The sequence below is a fragment of the Azospirillum lipoferum genome (genome assembly GCF_024170005.1).
In the GTDB taxonomy this organism is placed as follows: domain Bacteria; phylum Pseudomonadota; class Alphaproteobacteria; order Azospirillales; family Azospirillaceae; genus Azospirillum; species Azospirillum lipoferum.
This window is the reverse complement of the sequence record NZ_JALJXJ010000013.1, coordinates 124,277-142,760: the sequence shown is the minus strand read 5'-3', so window position 1 is coordinate 142,760 and position 18,484 is coordinate 124,277. Positions and strand designations below refer to the sequence as shown.

The following is an 18,484-nucleotide window of genomic DNA, read 5'->3' as shown; positions in this document are numbered from 1 at the left end:
CATTCCAGGCGCTTTGCGGCCCCCAAAATACCAAAGGGCCGCGCCCCCTGTCGGAAGCGCGGCCCCTCGTTGCCGAAGGGTCCCTCACGCACAACCACGAGCGCGGGCCACCTTCGATGCGGTGGGGCGGCCGATGGCGTCACTGATGAACGCCCCGGCCGCGATCAGCTTCTCCAGATCGACCCCGGTCTCGATGCCGAGACCGTTCAGCATGTACAGCACATCCTCGCTCGCCACATTGCCGCTGGCACCCTTGGCATAGGGGCAGCCGCCGAGCCCGGCGACGGAACTGTCGACCACCGTCACCCCCATCTGAAGGGCGGCCAGGATGTTGGCCAGCGCCTGCCCGTAGGTGTCGTGGAAATGGACGGCGATCTTATCGACCGGCACCCGCTCCGCCACCGCGGCGATCATCAGTTGCGCCTTCGTCGGCGTGCCGGTGCCGATGGTGTCGCCAAGCGAGATCTCGTAGCAGCCCATGGCGAACAGCCGTTCCGCCACCTCGGCCACCGCCTTGGGCGCGATCTCCCCTTCATAGGGGCAGCCGAGCACGCAGGAGACATAACCGCGAACCGGCACGCCCGCCGCCTCGGCCTGCTCCATGACGGGGGCGAAGCGGTCCAGGCTCTCGGCGATGGAGCAGTTGATGTTCTTCCGGCTGAAGCTTTCCGAGGCGGCGCCGAACACCGCCACCTCGTCGGCCTTGGCCGCCAGCGCACCCTCCAGCCCCTTCAGGTTGGGGGTGAGGGCGGCATAGCGAACGCCGGGCTTCCGTGCGATGCCGGCCAGCACCTCGGCGCTGTCGCCCATCTGCGGCACCCATTTGGGAGAGACGAAGCTGGCTGCCTCCACCACGCCGAGACCGGCGTCGGACAGGCGGTCGACCAGCTCCACCTTGACCGCCGTCGGCACCATGGACTTTTCGTTCTGGAGGCCGTCGCGCGGACCGACCTCCACCATGCGGACGAATTTCGGCAGCTGCATCGTCAGGCCTCCGCGATGTCGAGAACCAGCAGGTCGACGCCTTCCGACACCTGATCGCCCGCCGCGAAATTCACGGCGCTGACGGTGCCCGCCGCCGGGGCCTTGATGGTGTGCTCCATCTTCATGGCTTCCAGCAGCATCAGCGGCGCGCCGGCCTCGACGCTCTGGCCCGGCTCGACCAGCACGCGGACCACGGTGCCGGGCATCGGTGCGGTGAGACGGCCGGAGCCGCCCTCCTGCTCCGCCGCGCGGGCGCTGGGGTCGTCGAGCGTCAGGCGGGACACCGCGCCGTCGATCAGCACGGTGATGTCGAGACCCTGCCGCACCACGGTGGCGCGGGTGCGCATGCCGTCCAGCGTGGCGGTCAGCAGGCCGTCCGACAGGCTGACGCCGGTCACCGGCATCGGCTTGCTGCCATCCACCGCGACCTCATAGCCATCTGCCCGGAAATGCAGCGTCACTTCGCGCGCCGTGTCGCCATCCATCAGACGCAGGTCGTAATGGTTCTCCTCGTTCAGCCGCCAGCCATTGGCGAGCAGCCAGGGCGAATAGCGATCCGACCGGGCGCGCAGCGCGGCCTGGGCCTCCTCCCGCCGCGTCAGCAGCACCGACAGCGCGGCGGCGGCCAGCGCCCTGTCAGCCACCGGGGCCGGCGGCGGCAGCAGGTCGGCGCGGTGGCGCTCGATGAAGCCGGTGTCGATCTCCACCGCCTTGAAGGCGGGATGGCCGGCGATGGCGCCGAGGAATCCGACATTGGTGGTGACGCCGACCACCTCATACTCAGCCAAGGCCACGCGCAGGCGGCGGAGCGCGCTGTCGCGGTCCTCGTCCCAGACGATCAGCTTGGCGATCATCGGGTCGTAATACATCGTCACCGAATCGCCCTCGCGGACGCCGGTGTCGACGCGGACGTGATCGGACTCGGCCGGCGGGCGCAGACGGACCAGCTTGCCGATGGCCGGCAGGAAGTCGCGCTGCGGATCCTCGGCGTACAGCCGCGCCTCGAAGGCATGCCCCTTGCGGGTCAGCTGGTCCTGGCGCAGCGGCAGTTCCGCCCCAGCCGCGACGCGCAGCTGCCACTCGACCAGATCGAGCCCGGTGATCTTCTCCGTCACCGGATGCTCCACCTGCAGGCGGGTGTTCATCTCGATGAAGTAGAAGCCGCCATCCTCATAGAGGAACTCGACGGTGCCGGCGCCGACATAGTTCACCGCCTTGGCGGCGGCGACCGCGGCCTCGCCCATGCGGCGGCGGATGTCGTCGGGCAAGCTCGGGGCCGGCGCCTCCTCGATCACCTTCTGGTGGCGGCGCTGGACCGAGCAGTCGCGCTCGAACAGATAGACGCCGTTGCCATGGGTGTCGCAGAACACCTGGATTTCGACATGGCGCGGCCGGCCGAGATATTTCTCCAGCAGCAGGCTGTCGTCGCCGAAGGCTGCCTTGGCCTCGCGCTGGGCGCCGGCCACCGCATCCGCCAGCTCATTGCCGGCGCGCACGACGCGCATGCCCTTCCCGCCGCCGCCGGCCGACGCCTTGACCAGCACCGGATAGCCGATGCGTTCGGCCTCCGCCGACAGGGTGGCGAAGTCCTGGTCGGTGCCGTGATAGCCCGGCACCAGCGGCACGTCGGCGTTCGCCATCAGCCGCTTGGATTCCGCCTTGGAGCCCATGACGCGGATCGCCTCGATCGGCGGGCCGATGAAGACGACACCGGCCTCGGCACAGGCGGCGGCGAAGCCGGCATTCTCCGACAGGAAGCCATAGCCGGGATGGATGGCCTGGGCACCCGTGCGCTTCGCCACGTCGAGGATGACGTCGCCACGCAGATAGCTTTCGCCGACCGGGGCCGGACCGATGCAGACGGCCTCGTCGGCCATCTGGACATGCATGGCCTTGGCGTCGGCCTCCGAATGGACGGCGACGGTCTTGATGCCCAGGCGGCGGGCTGTGCGGATGACCCGGCAGGCGATTTCGCCGCGGTTGGCGATGAGGATCTTGTCGAACATGTGGATCAGCTCCGCCAGGACGGGGTGCGTTTGTCGAGGAAGGCGCCGACGCCCTCCTTGCCTTCGGCGCTGGCGCGCTGGCGGGCGATGCGCTCCGCCGTGTCGCGCATCACCTCTTCGGTCAGCGGCCGGCGGGCGACGGCACGGATCAGCTCCTTGGCGGCGGTGACCGCCGAAGGCGCGCTGTCCATCAGGTTCCTGACCGTCTTCGCCACCGTCTCCTCCAGCCCGTCGGCGCTGGTCAGCTCATGCAGCAGGCCGATGCGGTGGGCCTCCGCCGCGCTGAAGCGCTCGCCGGTCAGGAAGTAGCGGCGGCAGGCGCGCTCGCCGATGGCGGAGATGACATAGGGGCTGATAGCGGCGGGGATGATGCCCAGCCGCACCTCCGACAGGGCGAAGGTCGCGGTCTCGACGCCAATGGCGATGTCGCAGGCCGAGACCAGCCCGACGCCGCCGCCGAAGGCCGGCCCCTGCACCACGGCGACCGTCGGCTTCGGGCATTCGTCCAACGTGCGCAGCATGGTGGCGAGACCCATGGCGTCGGCCAGATTCTCCTCGCGGGAGTAGCCGGCCATCTTCTTCATCCAGGACAGGTCCGCCCCGGCCGAGAAGCTCTTGCCCACCCCGCGCAGCAGGACGACGCGCACCGCCGGATCCTCGCCCACCCGCCGGAAGGCAGCGGTGAGGTCGGCGATCACCTGCTCGTTGAAGGCGTTGTGGACGTCGCCGCGGTTCATGGTGACGGTGGCGACGCCGGTGTCGGCGATGTCGATCAGTATGTCGCTCATGCTCGCCCCCCTCACATCCGGAAGACGCCGAAGGGCGTCTTCGGCACCGGGGCGTTCAGCGAGGCCGACAGGCCGAGCCCCAGCACCATGCGGGTGTCGGCCGGGTCGATGATGCCGTCGTCCCACAGCCGGGCGCTGGCGTAATAGGCGTGGCTCTCGCGTTCGAACTGGGCGCGGATCGGCGCCTTCAGCGCCTCGTCGTCCTCGGCCGACCAGGGCTTGCCCTGGGCTTCCATGGCGTCGCGCTTGACCTGGGCCAGCACGCCGGCCGCCTGCTCGCCGCCCATGACCGAGATGCGGGCGTTCGGCCACATCCACAGGAAGCGCGGGCTGTAGGCGCGGCCGCACATGCCGTAATTGCCGGCGCCATAGCTGCCGCCGATGATGACGGTGAATTTCGGCACCTTGGCGCAGGCGACCGCGGTGACCAGCTTGGCTCCGTCCTTGGCGATTCCGCCGGCCTCGTATTTCCGCCCGACCATGAAGCCGGTGATGTTCTGCAGGAACACCAGCGGGATGCGGCGCTGGCAGCACAGCTCGACGAAATGGGCGCCCTTCAGGGCGGATTCGCTGAACAGGATGCCGTTGTTGGCGATGATGCCGACGGGATAGCCGAAGATGTGGGCGAAGCCGGTGACCAGCGTCGTGCCGTAGAGCGGCTTGAACTCGTCGAAACGCGATCCGTCGACCACCCGGGCGATCACCTCGCGCACGTCGAAGGGCTTGCGGGCGTCGCTGGGGATGACGCCGTAGAGTTCACGCGGGTCGAAGGCCGGCTCCTCCGGCTCGCGCAGATCGAGGTCGATATGCTTGGCGCGGTTCAGGTTCGACACCACGCGGCGGGCCATCGCCAGGGCGTGGGCGTCGTTCATCGCGTAATGGTCAGTGACGCCCGAGGTGCGGGAATGCACGTCGGCGCCGCCGAGATCCTCGGCCGACACCACCTCGCCGGTCGCCGCCTTCACCAGCGGCGGGCCGCCGAGGAAGATGGTGCCCTGGTTGCGGACGATGATCGCCTCGTCCGACATCGCCGGGACATAGGCGCCGCCGGCGGTGCAGCTTCCCATCACCACGGCGATCTGCGGGATGCCCTCCGCCGACATGTTGGCCTGGTTGTAGAAGATGCGGCCGAAATGGTCGCGGTCGGGGAAGACCTCGTCCTGGTTCGGCAGATTGGCGCCGCCGCTGTCGACCAGATAGATGCAGGGCAGGTTGTTCTGTTGGGCGATCTCCTGCGCGCGCAGGTGCTTCTTGACCGTCAGCGGGTAATAGGTGCCGCCCTTCACCGTCGCGTCGTTGGCGACGATCATGCATTCCTGCCCGGCGACGCTGCCGATGCCGGCGATGATGCCGGCGGACGGGATGTCCTCGGCATAGACGCTGTCGGCGGCCAGCTGCGACAGCTCAAGGAAGGGCGAGCCGACGTCGAGCAGCTGGCGGATGCGCTCGCGCGGCAGCAGCTTGCCGCGGGCGAGGTGCTTTTCACGCGCCTTCGCTCCGCCGCCCTGCTGGATGGCGGCGACCTTCCGGCGCAGATCGTCGACCAGGGCCTGCATGGCGTCGGCGTTGGCCTGGAACTCGGCGGAGCGCGCGTTCAGGGCGCTCTTCAGGACGGTCATGCCGTCTTCCTCCCGGTTTGGCGGTCTTGGTTATTGAGTAAGGGCGCGGCTGATGACCAGCCGCTGGATGTCGCTGGTGCCCTCGTAGATCTGGCAGACCCGGACGTCGCGATAGATGCGCTCCACCGGGAAATCGTTGAGATAGCCGTAGCCGCCATGGACCTGGATGGCGTCGGAACAGACCTTCTCCGCGATCTCCGAGGCGAACAGCTTGGCCATTGCCGCTTCCTTCATGCAGGGCACCCCGGCATCGCGCAGGCTTGCCGCATGCAGCACCATCTGGCGCGCGGCCTCCACCCGGGTCGCCATGTCGGCGAGGCGGAAGGCGATGGCCTGATGCTGGATGATCGGCACGCCCATGCTCTGGCGTTCCTGGGCGTAGCGGATGGCGTGGTCCAGCGCCGCGCGCGCCATGCCGACCGACTGAGAGGCGATGCCGATGCGCCCACCCTCCAGATTGGCCAGCGCCACCTTGTAGCCGGCGCCTTCGGCCCCGAGCATCAGCTCGGCGGGAACCCGGCACTCCTCGAAGACGATCTGGCAGGTATCGGAGCAGTGCTGGCCCAGCTTCTCCTCCGTCCGCGCCACCTGATAGCCCGGCGTGTCGGTCGGCACGATGAAGGCGCTGAGCCCTTTCTTGCCGGCGGCCGGGTCGGTCACCGCGAAGACGATGGCGACGTCGGCCTGCGAGCCCGAGGTGATGAACTGCTTGGTGCCGTTCAGCACCCAGTGATCGCCGTCGCGCCGGGCGCGGGTCCTGATCGCCGAGGCATCGGAGCCCGCCTGCGGTTCGGTCAGGCAGAAGGCGCCCAGCATCTCGCCGCGCGCCATCGGCTTCAGGAAACGGTCCTTCTGGGCGTCGCTGCCGAACTTCAGGATCGGCATGCAACCGACCGAGTTGTGGACGCTCATGATGGTGGAGACCGCACCGTCGCCGGCGGCGATTTCCTCGATGGCGAGCGCATAGGCGACATGGTCGGTGGCGGCGCCGCCGAATTCCTCCGGCACCAGCATGCCCATCAGGCCGAGTTCCCCCATCTCGGCAAGTTCGGCCTTGGGGAAGGCGCCGCTGCGGTCGCGCTCGGCGGCGGTCGGGGCGAGCCGGTCCTGCGCGAAGGCGCGGGCCATGTCGCGGACCATGGTCTGTTCTTCGGTCAGGTGCATCGGGCGCTTCCTCACATTTTTATGGTCCCCTCTCCCCGCTTTCGGCGGACCGGAGGTCCGCCTGTCGCGTCAGCGCAAACTTCGTTTGTGCGTGAGCGGGGAGAGGGGGGATACGGGCGGGAGTGTCTTACACCCGCTCCACCGCGATGGCCGTCGCCTCGCCGCCGCCGATGCAGAGCGACGCCACGCCGCGCTTCAGGTCGTACTTTTCCAGCGCCGCCAGCAGCGTGACGAGGATGCGGGCACCCGAGGCGCCGATGGGGTGGCCGAGCGCGCAGGCACCGCCATGAACGTTCACCTTGTCGTGCGGCAGATCGAGATCGCGCATCGCTGCCATGGTCACCACGGCGAACGCCTCGTTGATCTCGAACAGGTCGACGTCGCGGGCCGACCAGCCCACCTTCTCGAACAGCTTCCGCATCGCGCCCACCGGCGCGGTGGTGAACAGCGCCGGCTGCTGGGCGTGGTTGGAATGGCCCTTGATCTCGGCGATCACGCGCAGGCCGCGCTTGTCCGCCTCGCTGCGGGTGGTGACGATCAGCGCCGCACCGCCGTCCGAAATCGACGAGGCATTGGCCGCCGTCACCGTGCCGTCCTTGGCGAAGGCCGGCTTCAGCGTCGGGATCTTCTTGGGATCGCCCTTGCCCGGCTGCTCGTCGGTGTCGACCAGCGTGTCACCCTTGCGGCCTTTGACCAGCACCGGCGCGATCTCCGCCTTGAAGGAGCCGCCCTCCACCGCCTTGCGGGCGCGGTTCAGGCTTTCGATGGCGTAATTATCCTGCGCCTCGCGGGTGAAGCTGTAGCTGCTGGCGCATTCCTCGGCGAAGGTGCCCATCAGGCGGCCCTTCTCGTAGGCGTCCTCCAGACCGTCGAAGAACATGTGGTCCAGCACCTTGCCGTGGCCCATGCGATAGCCGGCGCGGGCGCGGTCCAGCAGGTAGGGGGCGTTCGACATGCTCTCCATGCCGCCGGCCACCACCACCCTGGCCGAGCCGGCCTTGATGACGTCATGGGCGAACATCACCGCCCGCATGCCCGAGCCGCAGACCTTGGAGATGGTGGTGCACCCCACCCCCTTCGGCAGCCCGGCGCCCAGCGCCGCCTGGCGCGCCGGAGCCTGGCCCAGACCGGCCGACAGCACGTTGCCCATGAACACCTCGTCCACCGCGTCCGCGGCGAGGCCCGAGCGCTCCAGCGCCGCCTGGATGGCGACGGCGCCCAGCTGCGGGCCGGTCAGGCCCATGAGGTCACCCTGGAAGCCGCCCATCGGCGTACGGACGGCGGCGGCAATGACGATGCTGTCGGTCATGGTGGTCGGTCCCTTTCCCTCGATGCTCTCTGTGCTTTGCCGAACCGCTTTACGCGGTCTCTTTAAACAGTTCGCGACCGATCAGCATGCGGCGGATCTCGCTGGTGCCGGCGCCGATCTCATAGAGCTTGGCGTCGCGCAGCAGGCGGCCGGTCGGGTACTCATTGATGTAGCCGTTGCCCCCCAGCGTTTGAATGGCCTCCAGCGCCATCCAGGTCGCCTTTTCGGCAGAGAACAGGATGGCGGCGGCGGCGTCCTTGCGGGTGGTCTCGCCGCGGTCGCAGGCCTTGCAGACGGCGTACACATAGGCCTTGGCGGCATTCATGATCGTGTACATGTCGGCCAGCTTGCCCTGCATCAGCTGGAATTCGCCGATGGACTGGCCGAACTGCTTGCGGTCGTGGACATAGGGGATCACCACGTCCATGCAGGCCTGCATGATGCCGAGCGGGCCGCCGGACAGCACCGCGCGCTCGTAATCCAGCCCCGACATCAGCACGTTCACGCCGCGGCCGACGCCGCCCAGCACATTCTCCTCCGGCACCTCGCAGTCCTCGAACACCAGCTCGCCGGTGTTGGAGCCGCGCATGCCCAGCTTGTCCAGCTTCTGCGCCACCGAGAAGCCCTTGAAACCCTTCTCCACCAGGAAGGCGGTGATGCCACGCGGGCCGGCATTGATGTCGGTCTTGGCGTAGATCACCAGCGTGTCGGCGTCGGGGCCGTTGGTAATCCACATCTTGGTGCCGTTCAGGACGTAACGGTCGCCCTTCTTCTCGGCGCGCAGCTTCATCGACACCACGTCGGACCCGGCGTTCGGCTCCGACATCGCCAGCGCACCGATATGTTCGCCGGAGATCAGCTTGGGCAGGTAGCGGCGCTTCTGCTCCTCGCTGCCGTTCTTGCGGATCTGGTTGACGCAGAGGTTCGAATGGGCGCCGTAGCTGAGCCCCACCGAGGCCGAAGCGCGGGACACCTCCTCCATCGCCACGACATGCTCCAGATAGCCCATGCCGGCGCCGCCATACTCCTCCTCCACCGTCACGCCGAGGATGCCGAGGTCGCCCATCTTGCGCCACAGCTCGTTCGGGAACTCGTTGCTGTGGTCGATCTCGGCGGCGCGGGGGGCGATCTCGTCGGCGGCGAAGCTCCGCACCGAATCGCGCAGCATGTCGGCCGACTCGCCGAGGTCGAAATTCAGGCTGGGATACTGGTTGGACAGCATGGACGTATCGCTCCCCTGGGAAATCATCCGTTCTTTCACCATACGTTACCGTATGGCATGGCGGCTGGCAAGGGGCAAGCGGAGCAGAGCAGAAACCTATTCAACCTCAAGGGATTAGCGACGGATCGCCAGTGCGGTTCATTTCCGCATCGTGGAAGAATCGCGGGGCATGCCAATTTCCCCAATCTTTTCAAAGCTGCCATGCATGCTGGATACTGTATTCCAGAGCGGCGACAGCAGTTATATCGGGTGGTGCCGCGCTATATCCGGCCCGTACTATCGATTTGGGGGACCAACCAATGATCCGCGTGCCGCGCCCGAACATGGACGGTTTCACCATGGCCCTGGTGGCGACCGTCGGGCTGGCGACCGTGCTTCCGGTGCAGGGGCAACTCGCCCAGGGGGTGCATTATCTGGCGGAAGCGGCGATCGCGCTGCTGTTCTTCCTGCACGGCGCCCGCCTGCCGCGGGAAGAGGTGGTGGCGGGCATGGCGCACTGGCGCCTGCACCTGCTGATCTTCTGCCTGACCTTCGTCGCCTTCCCGCTGATCGGCTGGCTGGTGGTGGAAACGCTGCCGCACAGCCTGCTGCCACCGGCTGTGGCGATCGGCGTGCAGTTCCTCTGCCTGCTGCCCTCCACCGTGCAGTCCTCCATCGCCTTCACCTCGATGGCGCGCGGCAATGTGGCGGCGGCGGTGTGCAGTTCCACTCTGTCCAACATCTCCGGCATCCTGATGACGCCGCTGCTGGTGGCGCTGTTCCTGAAAGTGCAGGGATCGGCCCTGTCGCTCGACACACTGCAGACCATCGCGGCGCAACTCCTGCTGCCTTTCGTCGCCGGACAGTTGCTGCGGCGCTGGATCGGCGCCTGGGCGGCGCGGCACAAGACGATGCTGAAATTCACCGACCGCGGCTCGATCCTGCTGGTCGTCTATCTCGCCTTCAGCGAGGCGGTAGTGAATGGGCTGTGGCATCAGGTGCCGCCGGCGGCGCTGGGCATGGTGGTGCTGATCGACTGCGCCATCCTGGCGGTCTTCCTGATCGGCACGACGCTGCTCAGCCGCCGCCTGGGCTTCTCGCGCGCCGACGAGACGGTGATCGTCTTCTGCGGGTCGAAGAAGTCGCTGGTCAGCGGCGTGCCGATGGCCGGCGTGCTGTTCGCCCCGGCCACCGCCGGGCTGGTGCTGCTGCCGGTGATGCTGTTCCACCAGATCCAGCTGATGGTCTGCGCCGTCCTGGCCCGCCGCTATGCCAACGAGAGCACGGCGAAGGACGCAGCCAGGGACGCCCTGCCGGCGACCTCATGAGGAGGCCTGGTGAGAGGGCGGGAGCGCTCTACTCCTCCTCTGCGAACTCTCCCGTCGCGGCCATGATGGCGGTGCGGAACTGGTCGGCCTTGGCGGGGCCGGCGACCAGCTCCAGCAGGCGCAGGGCGTAGAACAGGTTGATCTCCGCCGTCTCCGCATCCTCCGGGTCGGCGGCCTTGGGATACTGCGCCAGCAGGGCGTGCGCCCGTGCCAGCAGTCCCTTTTCCATCGACGCCATGGCGTCCTTCAGCGGCTCTTGCAGGCCCAGTGCCTCGGCCAGCCCTTCACAGCGGCGCAGCGCGCGGGCATGGTCCTCGGCCGCTTCCTGCGCGTCTTCGTTCACTGGGATGGGGCGGCCACTCCCGGCCGGGGCCGGGACGGCGGTCAGGATGCCGGCGGATGCGGTATCCAGCACGGTACCGGCCACCATGGTGCGCACCGCCACCTTCACCGCGTCCAGCCGCCCGCGATAGACCGGATCGGCCAGGAAATCCATGACGGCGGAGGTGGTGTCGACACTGGCGACCAGCCGTTCGGCGATGGCGACGGCCTCTTCCGGCGCGACGGCGACGGCCGCCCGATCCGGTCCGGCGCTGTAGCCGTGACCGTCCAGCCGGGCCGACCGCTCCTCCAGATTGGTGACGACCAGCCCGCTCAGCTGGGCGAAGATCACCGGCTGTTCGCGGCGCGCCTTGCCGAAATCCAGATCGTTCACCACCGTCAGCAGATCGGCCGGATTCTCCATGCGCGAGGCGGCGACCAGCAGCAGGTAATAGACCAGCCCCGAGGATTGCCGCGCCACCGCCTGGGCCGCCTGCTCGATGGCGTCGACATGCCGGTCGTCCAGCGCCGGCAGCGGCTTCGGCGCCAGCGCATCCTTCAGCGATTCGACCGTCAGCCCGATCTCCAGAAAGGCGGCGACGTCCAGAACCTGCCTCTGCATCTCGTCGTCGCCATGCAGCACGCGCCGCAGCGCTTGGCGGCCGGAATCCTGCTCCACCGCCCCCCGAATAGCTTTGGCGGCCATCGGCCACAGCCGGCGCCCGATGTTGCGCAACGCGTTGAGATTGCCGGGTGCGGTCTCCTGCGCCTGCCGGTCGAGCTGGTCGATCAGGGCGGTGTCGCCGCATTCCGTCACCAGCCGCCATACCGGGTCGATCACCCGCCGTTCGATGCGGCCAAGCGGCACATCAACGCCGCTGAAGCTTTCCAGCACATCCTCGAACGGCATGCACAGCACGCGCTTCAGCGTCGGACGGCGATTGGGGCGCACCTGGACCAGCCGCGGGCGGATGGCGGCGAAGGTCTGGCGCACGTCGGGATGGTCGCGCACCCGCTCCAGCAGGCGGACCACCTCTATGAACTTGTCCTCGGGGATGTCGAACAGCCGGCTCTCCAGCCCCGGCAGATGGTCGGTTTTGCCCCCTTCCGTCGCCCGTCCGGTCATGGCGCTCGCGCCTTCACCGTCTCGATCCGGCGGATGGCGTCGATGTCCATCTGGCCGGTGCGCCAGTCCTCCAGCATGCGGACGGAGCGGCGGTGCGCCTGCTTGACCTGCTTGGAATCCTCGACGAAGTCGCGGGTGGCTTCCCGGCGCGGCAGCAGCGGCAGGATGCGGAACAGGTCGTTGATGGCGGCAGCCTGCTGCTGGTGGTCCTCCGCCTGCGCCACCTCCCAGGCGCCGGTGATGTGGCTCCAGCCGTCGAGCAGCCAGGCCATGCGGGCCGCCTGGGTACGCACGCGGATGAAGGCGTCGTCCCAATCGCGCATCAACGGCCCGATGGCGTCGAGCCGGCGGTGGAAATCGCCCAGCACCTTGTCGCCGATGGCGATGGTGTGCTGCGCCACCTCCGCACAGAACTCCGCCACCGGAGCGGCGTCGCTCGGCACGTCGCGCGCCCAGCCGGTCATGCTGTCGCGAAAGTCCTTCAGGCCGTTCAGCCCGCGGGTCAGCCGGCCGGGCCGGGGCGAATGCGCCAACCCCACCGGGGCGGTGACCGCGGCGATGTCGGCCAGCCGGGCGTAGAGCAGCGTGGCGTCCATGCGCAGGCTCTCCGCCGCGCGGGTCATCAGCTGCCGGGTCAGCCGCTGCCCCTCGTCGGTATCGATGCCGGCCTTCAGCATCTCCGGCGATTCCAGCCCGACCGCCTTCAGGATCGACAGGATCAGCAGGTAATGGGTGAGGGTGCCCTGCTCCTCGTCCTCGTCCAGCGCGAGGCGGGCGGCCTGCGCCGCCTTCGGCCCGGCAAGCCCGCGCCGCGCCGCCCGCAGCGTCGCCCGGCGGATCTCGTGCGGGGAGCAGGCCTCCTCCTTCACGATCAGGTCGTGCAGGTAACGGTCGTGCATGGTCATCGACACCATGTCCGGCACCGCCTTCCAGGCGACGACATAGATGCCCATGCCCTGCGACAGGCTGGGGATCAGCACCTCCAGCTTCGACCGCTCGCCGCGGCGCACACGGGTCTGGGACAGCAGCGGCGTGGTGAAGGCCACTGCGGCCCCCCGCTCCTCGAAGGTCGACGGCGCGTATTCGATCGCACCTTTCAACATGATTGCCGTTCCGGAGTCGCTTGTTGGTTCTTTCGGCAACGCGGCGGCCCTGTCCGTCCGGTCCCGCAGCTCCGCCATGCCCGGAATATTACATGGTCGTAAGAAGTGCGGCGGCGACCAATTTGTTCTGAATTGTAGCGCCGTGCGACGGCCTGTCACACTCGGCAACACTCCACCCGACAAGCGCGAGCCTGTCCATAAGGTTTTTCCCCACTCCTGCTTGCCGGGACTTTGAGCACAAACCAAAAGTGGCAGCATTTACGGCGGAAATTTTATAAAGCCGGAAGGAAATCTCTGAACGCACGCCATCCCCCGAATGCCGCGAAACGGCTCTTGCGGTCGGCCCTTGCGCTTTGCGCGGCGACGCGACAGTTTGGGCGGACCTTACACCGCGAACATGGGAGAAGCAGAGGGTGAGCAACATCGGCATCGTGCTCGGACGGTTCCACCGCAAAGAAGTGGAAGAGATGCTGGACGAGGCGCGCACCGTCGCCGCCAGCCGCGGTCTCGGCATCGTGGCGGAGATCTGGGTTCCCGGCTCGATGGAAAAGCCGCTGGCGATCAAGCGCCTGCTGATGCGTGATGATGTCGCCGGCGCGGTGGCGCTGGGCATCATCGAGCGGGGCGAGACCGAACACGGCAATGTCATGGGCCATGCGGTCATCGGCAGCCTGATCGATTTGCAGCTTCAGTTCATGAAGCCGGTCGGCGTCGGCATCCTCGGGCCGGGCATCAACCCGTCGCAGATCCCGCCGCGCATCCGCCCCTACGCCGCCGCCGCTGTGAATGCCTGCGCCGACCTGATCGAGCAGGGCTGAAGCTTCTTATGCTCCGGCCGGAGCGGCGCTGGCAGGCCGCCGCCGGTGCAGCACATGCATCGCCCCGCCGAACAGCAGGCCCCAGAAGGCCGATCCGACCCCGAAGAGGGACAGGCCGGAGGCGGTCACCAGCAGCGTGACCAGAGCGGGAATCCGCTCCTCCTCCGCCTGGACCGCCGCCAGCAGCGACCCGCCGAAGGCACCGATCAGCGCCAGCCCTGCCACCGCCTCGATCAGGATCGGCGGCGAGCGGGTGACCAGCGTCGCGGTGATCGTGGCCAACGCCGTCAGCGCGATATAGCCGAGACCGCCGGCAGCGGCGGCCTGCCAGCGCCGCTCCGGCCGGGGATCGGCATCGGGGCCGGCGCACATCGCCGCGGTGATCGCCGCCAGATTGACGGTCGGCGCCCCGAACGGCGCACCAAGGGCGGAGAACAACCCGGTCGCCAGAAAGGTCGGCCGCACCCGTGCCGTGTAGCCATATGTGGCCAGCACCGCCAAGCCGGGAATGTTCTGTGACGCCATTGTGACGACGAACAACGGCAAGGCCAACCCGACCATCGCCTCCCAGGTGAAGGCCGGCACCACCGGCAGCAACGACGGCCAGGGGGTGGTGGGAAGCATACCCGACAGCGGCGGATCCAGCGCCATCGCCGCAAACGCCATGGCAACCGCCGCCGGTACGGCATAAAGCCGGGCGACGCGGCCCACCACCGCCCAGGTCGCCAAAATCAGCAGACCCATCCCCGGCGCCTGCATCATCGCCAGGAAGGGCGCAAGGCACAGCTTCAGCAGAAGGCCGGCCAGCATGGCGCTGGCCAGCGGCTTCGGGATCGCCGCGATCCAACGGCCGAGCGGCGTCCACAGCCCCGCAACCATGATGAGCACCGCCACCGCCAGGAAGGCGCCGACCACCGCGGGAAACCCGCCCGCGACCGGGCCGGTCGCCCCCAGCAGCGCCATGCCGGGCGTGGTCCAGGCGATACTGATCGGCTGACGCTGCCGCCATGCCAGCCAGATGGCCGACACCCCCTTGCAGAATCCGACCGCCACGAGCGCGGAGGCGATCTGCGCCGTGTCCGCCCCAGCCGCTGCAAGACCCTGGACCACCACCGCGACCGACCCGGCATAGCCGACCAGTGCGGTCAACAGTCCGGTGACGAGCGCCGATACCGAGAGAGCGGACGGGAGGAAACGCGCCTGCGATGGAGACGATGGAGGAGCGGCGGGAATCGGTCCCCCGGCAGAGGATGGGTTGCGAGACGAGCCGGTCATGTCCGCTCCTTCCGACGAATGACAGGTGGAAGCAGGATCGTTAGATTGGATCCAATATCCATGCAAGCGATTTTCGCGCTTGCCCTCCCACCTCCTCCGTGCTGGTGTTCTTCCCTATGCCCCAGACTCAAGACGCCCCCTTCCCCGACCTGACGGCCGTGATCGCCCGCAACCGGCCGCGTTTCCGCACGGCGACCGAGTTCGTCGAGGCTGCGATGCGGGAGGCGATCCTGGCCGGCGTCCTGCCAGGCGGCATCCCGCTGCGGCAGGAGGATCTGGCCGCCGCCTTCGGCGTCAGCCGCATGCCGGTGCGCGAAGCCCTCCGCCAGCTCGAGGCGCGGGCATTGGTCGAATTCCATCCCCATCGGGGCGCGGTGGTGGCGGCGATCTCCGCCGAGGATTCCGCCGACATCGGCACGATCCGGACGGCCCTGGAACCGGCGGCACTGCGCCTGTCGCTGCCGGGACTGACGGCAGACGATCTGGCCTTGGCGACGGATCTGCTGGCGGAGATGGACGGGGAGGCCGATCCGGGCCGCATGGGGGAGCTGAACCGCCGCTTCCACATGACGCTCTATGCCCGCGCCGGCCGGCCGCGCCTGCTGGCGCTGGTGGAGCAGCATCTGGCCGCCGCCGACCGCTATCTGCGCTTCCAGTTCGTGGCTCTCGGCTATCAGTCACGTTCGCAGGACGACCATTATGCGCTGCTCGCCGCCTGCCGGGCCGGCGATGCCGATGCGGCCTGCGCCATCATCGTCGACCATGTGTCGGCAGCAGAAAGGCAGCTGACCGCCTTCCTCAAAAAGCCGGCCTGAGAAGCAGAGGAGCGGACGGCCGGGTGGAGGAATCCACAGCCGGCAAAGGGCACTATTCCGGGCTCACACCCCTCCCAGCAACTCGCCCAGCGCGTGGCTGAGCTGGCGCGGAGTCACCGGCTTGTGGATGATGCCCAGCCCATGGGCGGCGGCGTCGCGTTCGCAGTCGGGACCGGTCTCGCCGGTCAGGATCAGCCCGGGGATCGGGGCGCTGCCGGGATCGTCGTACAGCGCGCGGATGCGGGCCACCGCCTCGGTGCCATAGCGCCCCTCGCGCAGGCGGTAATCGGCGATGATCAGGTCGGGGCGGCGGCCCATGCGGCTCAATCCCTCCACCGCCTTCTGGGCGGAGCCGGCGACCAGCACCTGATAGCCCCATTCGCGGAAGATCGTCTCCAGACCCAGCAGCACGATGGCATCGTCGTCCACCACCACGGCGAAGCGGCCGCGGCCGGCGGTCGCCGCCTCCGCCGCGCTCACCGGCGTCTCGATCGCACGGCCGAGCGGCAGGGCGATGACGAAGCTGGTCCCCTGCCCCGGCTTCGAGGTGACGTCCACCGGGTGGTTCAGCAACTGGGACAGCCGCCGCACGATGGCGAGCCCCAGCCCCAGCCCGCGGTTGCGGTCGCGCTCCGGGTTGCCGACCTGATGGAACTCCTCCCAGATGCGCTCCAGATGGTCGGGCGGAATGCCGATGCCGGTGTCGCGCACCTCGATCAGCAGCCGGCCGCCGGCCCGTCGGCACTCGATGTCGATCCGCCCGCTTTCGGTGTAGCGCAAAGCGTTCTCCACCAGATTGCGCACCATGCGGGTCAGCAGGGTGCGGTCGGTCCGGGCGGCGGCGTTGCAGGCGAGGACGTGCAGTTCCAGCCCCTTGGCCGCCGCCACCGGCCGGTAGGAGGCGGCGATATGGTCGAACAGCGGTATGATCGACACGTTTTCGATGTTCGGCTGGACCACGCCGGCATCGAGCCGCGACATGTCCAGCAGGCTGTCCAGCAACTCCTTCAGCGCGTCCAGCCCACGGCCCAGATGCATCAGCGCGTTGGCGCCCTGGCTGCCCTGCACATGCGGCTTCAGCACGTCGACGAACAGCAGCAGCGCCTGCAAGGGCTGGCGCAGATCGTGGCTGGCGGCGGCCAGGAACTTGCCCTTGGCGAGGTCGGCCGCCTCCGCCGCCTCCTTCGCCTGCAGCAGGGCCTGCTGCGCCTGACGACGGGCGGTGATGTCGCGGAAGTAAACCGAAAGACCGTCGGAACTGGGATAGATGCTGGCCTCCACCCAGTTGCCCATGGTGGGAGACACCACCTCGACGGTCATCTCCCGGCCTTCGCGAAGCGCCTGCTTCTGCGCTTCGAAGGCTTCGCTGCCCAGAATCTTGGGGAAGGCCTCCCAGGTACGGCGGCCCAGCAGGGTGTCGCGCGACCGGCCCCAGACCTGTTCGGCCTTGCGGTTGATGTAGGTGAAACGCCACTCGTGATCGACCGCATAGAAGGCGTCGTTGATGCTTTCCAGGATCTTCACCGCCCGTTCGTGCGAGGCGCGGGCTTCTTCCTCCGCCCGCTTGCGCATGGTGATGTCGCGGAAGAAGCAGCCCACCCCCTCCGGCGTCGGCAGGAAGCGGACCTCCAGCCACAGGGTGGTGTCTTCGCCGTCGAACCGTTTTTCGATGGCGGTCGGCTGCCGCTCCGTCATCGTCTTGCGGCACAGCGCCTCCAGGTCCGATCCGGCCAGCTGCGGCCACGCCTCCCACAGCAGGCGGCCGCGCATCGCCGACAGCGACTGGTGGTCGAGCTGTTCGGCGCGGCGGTTCTGGTAGATCACACGGTAATCGCCGTCCAGCGCCACCAGCGCCTCGTCGATGCTGTCGAGAATGTCGGTCGCGCGCCGGCGTGCGTCGGCGATGGCCTCCTCGATCCGCCGCTCGTCGGAGCGGTCGTGGAGGATCCACAGGAACCCCTCCTCGTCGCCCTGCAGCGGCAGGATGGTCAGCGCAGCCCAGACGGTGAAGGCGTCCCGGTGGCAAAAGGTGCGCTCCTCCTGGATGCGGCCCTCGGCGAGCGCACGGACCCGCAGCGCGTCGGGCACGCCGGCGGCGACCTCTTCCGCCGGAAACAGGATGTCGACCGGCCTGCCCCGCGCCTCCTCCTCCGACCAGCCCAGAATGCGGACAGCGCCGGGGCTCCAGCTGGTCACCCGACCGTCCGGCGCCACGGTGAGGATGGCGTGACCGACGGCGCTGTCCAGGATCGCGCGCAGCCGCCTTTCGCTGTCGGCATGGGCGGCGCGGCTGCGCTCCAGCGCGTTGAAGGCGGTGCGTAGATCCTCGTTCAGCGCCGTGACCGTCAGCAGGTCGTCACAGCCGGTGCAGGCGGCGGACAGCACCGACTGGAGCCGGGCATTCTCCTGCTCCAGTTCCGCCAGTCTTGCCCGCAGCTCCGCCTCCGATTGGGCAGGCCGATCCAACTCGCCTCCCGTTCGGTTATCGGCGGGCTTGTTCGGGGCGGACTGCTGCTTGGTCATAGGCGCCCAAAGAAAAACGAAAGTCTCAATTATCGAGAGTGCTCAATACCCAAAGGCACTGTAAACCTTCCAAAAGCAATATCCCGGACGATTGCGATACCCCG

14 protein-coding genes are annotated in these 18,484 nt (G+C 68.3%); 3 read left to right on the top strand and 11 right to left on the bottom strand.

The features are described from left to right. Positions 1 to 84: 84 nt before the first annotated feature. The 7 genes from J2848_RS26480 to J2848_RS26450 all read right to left on the bottom strand — a co-directional run bounded on the left by J2848_RS26480 (position 85) and on the right by J2848_RS26450 (position 9,092). Positions 85 to 984 carry a hydroxymethylglutaryl-CoA lyase gene (locus tag J2848_RS26480; protein ID WP_149233818.1) on the bottom strand — a complete coding sequence of 300 codons (900 nt, stop codon included), beginning with the start codon at positions 982 to 984 and terminating at the stop codon, positions 85 to 87. A gap of 2 nt (positions 985 to 986) precedes the next feature. After that, positions 987 to 2,990 (bottom strand): acetyl-CoA carboxylase biotin carboxylase subunit, encoded by a 2,004-nt coding sequence (locus J2848_RS26475; protein WP_149233817.1) that lies wholly within the window; start codon positions 2,988 to 2,990, stop codon positions 987 to 989. Positions 2,991 to 2,995: 5 nt separating this feature from the next. Beyond that, positions 2,996 to 3,778, bottom strand: a complete 783-nt coding sequence (locus tag J2848_RS26470; protein WP_149233816.1) for an enoyl-CoA hydratase/isomerase family protein — start codon at positions 3,776 to 3,778, stop codon at positions 2,996 to 2,998. Positions 3,779 to 3,789: 11 nt separating this feature from the next. Continuing rightward, positions 3,790 to 5,397, bottom strand: coding sequence for a carboxyl transferase domain-containing protein (locus J2848_RS26465; RefSeq protein WP_149233815.1), 1,608 nt, complete (start codon positions 5,395 to 5,397; stop codon positions 3,790 to 3,792). Between the two features lie 30 nt (positions 5,398 to 5,427). After that, positions 5,428 to 6,561, bottom strand: a complete 1,134-nt coding sequence (locus tag J2848_RS26460) for an acyl-CoA dehydrogenase (protein ID WP_149233814.1) — start codon at positions 6,559 to 6,561, stop codon at positions 5,428 to 5,430. Positions 6,562 to 6,688: 127 nt separating this feature from the next. Further along, positions 6,689 to 7,870 carry an acetyl-CoA C-acyltransferase gene (locus J2848_RS26455; RefSeq protein ID WP_149233813.1) on the bottom strand — a complete coding sequence of 394 codons (1,182 nt, stop codon included), beginning with the start codon at positions 7,868 to 7,870 and terminating at the stop codon, positions 6,689 to 6,691. A 49-nt stretch (positions 7,871 to 7,919) separates the two neighbouring features. Beyond that, entirely contained in the window at positions 7,920 to 9,092 is a 1,173-nt protein-coding gene (locus tag J2848_RS26450; RefSeq protein ID WP_149233812.1) for an isovaleryl-CoA dehydrogenase, read from the bottom strand. A gap of 299 nt (positions 9,093 to 9,391) precedes the next feature. Between J2848_RS26450 and J2848_RS26445 the strand changes: the two genes are divergently transcribed. Continuing rightward, a complete protein-coding gene (locus J2848_RS26445; RefSeq protein WP_149233811.1) occupies positions 9,392 to 10,399 on the top strand; it encodes a bile acid:sodium symporter family protein in 1,008 nt (335 codons plus the stop codon). 28 nt (positions 10,400 to 10,427) lie between these two features. Here J2848_RS26445 and J2848_RS26440 read toward each other — a convergent pair whose 3' ends face one another. Together J2848_RS26440 and J2848_RS26435 are read right to left on the bottom strand one after the other, a co-directional pair. After that, positions 10,428 to 11,846 (bottom strand): hypothetical protein, encoded by a 1,419-nt coding sequence (locus J2848_RS26440; protein ID WP_149233810.1) that lies wholly within the window; start codon positions 11,844 to 11,846, stop codon positions 10,428 to 10,430. After that, positions 11,843 to 12,949, bottom strand: coding sequence for a hypothetical protein (locus J2848_RS26435; RefSeq protein WP_149233809.1), 1,107 nt, complete (start codon positions 12,947 to 12,949; stop codon positions 11,843 to 11,845). The genes J2848_RS26440 and J2848_RS26435 overlap by 4 nt, the downstream gene beginning before the upstream one ends. 413 nt (positions 12,950 to 13,362) lie before the next feature. Here J2848_RS26435 and J2848_RS26430 point away from each other — a divergent pair, with 413 nt between their 5' ends. Then, positions 13,363 to 13,767 carry a 6,7-dimethyl-8-ribityllumazine synthase gene (locus J2848_RS26430; RefSeq protein WP_149233808.1) on the top strand — a complete coding sequence of 135 codons (405 nt, stop codon included), beginning with the start codon at positions 13,363 to 13,365 and terminating at the stop codon, positions 13,765 to 13,767. A gap of 6 nt (positions 13,768 to 13,773) precedes the next feature. On the opposite strand, the gene J2848_RS26425 is transcribed toward J2848_RS26430, so the two are convergent. Continuing rightward, a complete protein-coding gene (locus J2848_RS26425) occupies positions 13,774 to 15,042 on the bottom strand; it encodes a benzoate/H(+) symporter BenE family transporter (RefSeq protein WP_149233807.1) in 1,269 nt (422 codons plus the stop codon). A 116-nt stretch (positions 15,043 to 15,158) separates the two neighbouring features. On the opposite strand from J2848_RS26425, the gene J2848_RS26420 reads away from it, so the two are divergent. Continuing rightward, entirely contained in the window at positions 15,159 to 15,857 is a 699-nt protein-coding gene (locus tag J2848_RS26420; RefSeq protein WP_149233806.1) for a GntR family transcriptional regulator, read from the top strand. 63 nt (positions 15,858 to 15,920) lie between these two features. On the opposite strand, the gene J2848_RS26415 is transcribed toward J2848_RS26420, so the two are convergent. Next, positions 15,921 to 18,323, bottom strand: coding sequence for a PAS domain-containing hybrid sensor histidine kinase/response regulator (locus tag J2848_RS26415; RefSeq protein ID WP_246194158.1), 2,403 nt, complete (start codon positions 18,321 to 18,323; stop codon positions 15,921 to 15,923). Positions 18,324 to 18,484 lie beyond the last annotated feature (161 nt).

Coding starts and splice junctions, on each gene's coding strand:
- J2848_RS26480 (WP_149233818.1), bottom strand. CDS start 984: ATGCAGCTGCCGAAATTCGTCCGCATGGTGGAGGTCGGTCCGCGCGAC.
- J2848_RS26455 (WP_149233813.1), bottom strand. CDS start 7,870: ATGACCGACAGCATCGTCATTGCCGCCGCCGTCCGTACGCCGATGGGC.
- J2848_RS26475 (WP_149233817.1), bottom strand. CDS start 2,990: ATGTTCGACAAGATCCTCATCGCCAACCGCGGCGAAATCGCCTGCCGG.
- J2848_RS26435 (WP_149233809.1), bottom strand. CDS start 12,949: ATGTTGAAAGGTGCGATCGAATACGCGCCGTCGACCTTCGAGGAGCGG.
- J2848_RS26420 (WP_149233806.1), top strand. CDS start 15,159: ATGCCCCAGACTCAAGACGCCCCCTTCCCCGACCTGACGGCCGTGATC.
- J2848_RS26450 (WP_149233812.1), bottom strand. CDS start 9,092: ATGCTGTCCAACCAGTATCCCAGCCTGAATTTCGACCTCGGCGAGTCG.
- J2848_RS26440 (WP_149233810.1), bottom strand. CDS start 11,846: ATGACCGGACGGGCGACGGAAGGGGGCAAAACCGACCATCTGCCGGGG.
- J2848_RS26470 (WP_149233816.1), bottom strand. CDS start 3,778: ATGAGCGACATACTGATCGACATCGCCGACACCGGCGTCGCCACCGTC.
- J2848_RS26445 (WP_149233811.1), top strand. CDS start 9,392: ATGATCCGCGTGCCGCGCCCGAACATGGACGGTTTCACCATGGCCCTG.
- J2848_RS26425 (WP_149233807.1), bottom strand. CDS start 15,042: ATGACCGGCTCGTCTCGCAACCCATCCTCTGCCGGGGGACCGATTCCC.
- J2848_RS26460 (WP_149233814.1), bottom strand. CDS start 6,561: ATGCACCTGACCGAAGAACAGACCATGGTCCGCGACATGGCCCGCGCC.
- J2848_RS26465 (WP_149233815.1), bottom strand. CDS start 5,397: ATGACCGTCCTGAAGAGCGCCCTGAACGCGCGCTCCGCCGAGTTCCAG.